The 2303-nt window shown below is 38.0% G+C and carries 1 protein-coding gene; it reads right to left on the reverse strand.

Translation table 11 applies throughout. The features are described from left to right. Positions 1–553: 553 nt before the first annotated feature. Positions 554–1786 carry a DUF1028 domain-containing protein gene (locus DBR43_RS32825; protein ID WP_158622662.1) on the reverse strand — a complete coding sequence of 411 codons (1233 nt, stop codon included), beginning with the start codon at positions 1784–1786 and terminating at the stop codon, positions 554–556. Positions 1787–2303: the final 517 nt, after the last annotated feature.

Consider the following 2303-nt stretch of genomic DNA (forward strand, 5'->3'; position numbering starts at 1 on the left):
TCTTTTGTTTTATCTGGTTACTAAACCCGTCAAAACAACTTCTGACTTATCTCTACTGCAATCTTTCAAATCCTTCTCTCTGTATCAACCTCACTGTTTCTCTTCCTCCGAAGCGGGATGCAAAAGTAGGATTATTTTTGCTCCCTGCAAACTTTATTTACATAAAATTGTATTTATCTTAACATTAACCCAAATATCTGAGACAATCCTTCCAGGAATTAAAAGCCAACGAACTAAGCCTTAGCTCTATGGCAATATTCCCTTGAGAAAAAGAATCCCATTCAATTTTCTCCATACTTTCGCAAATACTCGAATTAATCTTGAATATAGCCAGATCACCCTACTATTAGTCCTGGTATTGGGAATCTTTAGTCCTTGCGCGGGGAACAGAAAAAATCCTTTTCTTCTGTTCTATAAGGCAAAAAAGGGAAAATGAATCTTCTTCCCTGCTTCGTATTAAACAAAAATGAAGCCCTCTTTATCAAATAATAAAGAACTGCAGCCAAAACTACTACCAACAATGCCATCAATGATGATATCTTTGCCTGGGCAGTTATTCTTTTTCCATTCGCCGCAACGCCAATGCTGCTTCCTCGTTACTACGATCTAATTCAATTGCCATCCTATAATCAGCAATTGCAGATTTTGTTTCATTGGTATCTTTACGAGCCTCTCCCCTTAGATAATAGGTATAAGATGAGCGGGGATATTTCTTTATTACTTCGTTACTAAGTTTCAATGCTTCCCCAGGTCTATCAATTCCGATAAGAAATTGAATTGCCTGGCTCCATTCCTTTTCTCCAAACTTCCTTTTTTTATAATACGTTCTTAATTCTTTCCGATTTCTTAAAAAATAGAAACAGGCCAAATTTTCTTTCCATTCCGGGTTTTCATTAATTGCTTTCAGAATGGTTTTTACTGCAGCTTGTTCATTTCCTCCCAGCAACAGCCCCATAATTAGCTTACTGTAAATACCATTCCAGCCTTCGACCAATTTACCAGCTTCAGTTAAGAGGCTAAGACCTTTTTTCTTTTCCCCGTTTTTCAAAAGCAGGATGGCTTGATTTAATTTTATACGTCCATAATGAAAATTCAAAAGGCGCTGTAAATCAGAAAGTGGCTGTTTAGCATTATCGATTCTTAAATCAATTTGGTTATACCATTCCTGGTGCAATCCTTTTACCATTAAAGCTGCAGATTGCTTTCCTGTGATTTGTCCTCCGGCATTCTGTCCGGCGCGAATACTTTTTAACAGGCGTTCGGCTAAGGTTCCCTTACTATGTTCATAGCTTGTGGCCATAGAGGATAGCACATCCTTAGCCAATTGATTTCCCAGCACAACATAATTCTTCCCTGCTAAATGTGAAGCACTACCTTTCCAAAATTTCAAAGATGCACCTGTATAAGCATAAACATTTCCAATGGAATCAATACCAGCAACCTGCCTGAAATTCGCGTCTTCATCACGATCTTTCGTATATTCAATAGCTTCTTTAATCGACTTACCTTTCTCTAATTCTTCGAAACCATTTATTGCATAATCGGGCTTTGTTTCCGCAATCACAGAAAATGCGGCCAATCCTGGCCGGACATATACAGTAGAATTACCAACATAGATGTTATTGGTAGCCACAGCAATTCCCCATTCCTGAGCGCCGGCATCATATGCTATAATAGAAAAGGTTGAATTGATATTACGGTTAAGCAGTAAGCTGGGAAGGTTTTGAGCAGAACAATATAAAGCAAGCGATTGAAAGATCGCGTAGAAGGCTATTTTCTTATTCATAAGTTTGAATTTAAAAATAAAGACACCATAAAAAATGATTCGTTGCAGCTCAGGTATTAAACATTTTTTCAGTGGTCGATAAAAGTATACCATGAATACATGCCTTACAGGCAATCCCGCTTTTAGTATCCGGGGGGCATATTTCTATGATAAAAGAGAGATGTGATCCAGGAACAGTCTTATGTAAGGGCTAAGAATCGAAGCAGCTGGTTTTGATGTCACATGAAACTTATAGAATAAAGCTGATCTGAGAGATAGTCATAAGGCTTCCATGGAACAGGAATAGTATAAACAGTTTTCTGACTATGATAAAGAAAACAGGTCTCGGAAATGCTTCTCAATGATTTCCGGAAACAGGAGCATTCTGAACCTGTTCTGTCCCTCCCCCAAAAGGCTGTAAACAAGAAAATTCCATAAACTATAGAATGGAGTCAATCTTTCAGGGTATTCCGGAAAAGCTTGTAAACAAGAAAACCCTGTAAACAAGAAAAGCCTGCAGTTTTCACTACAGGCTTAC

Origin of the sequence: Pedobacter sp. KBW06 (assembly GCF_003852525.1) — a bacterium.
Taxonomy (GTDB): Bacteria; Bacteroidota; Bacteroidia; order Sphingobacteriales; family Sphingobacteriaceae; genus Pedobacter.

What these genes read in the sequence shown, in the direction of transcription:
- DBR43_RS32825 (WP_158622662.1), bottom strand. Translation starts at nt 1,786, where the DNA reads ATGAATAAGAAAATAGCCTTCTACGCGATCTTTCAATCGCTTGCTTTA.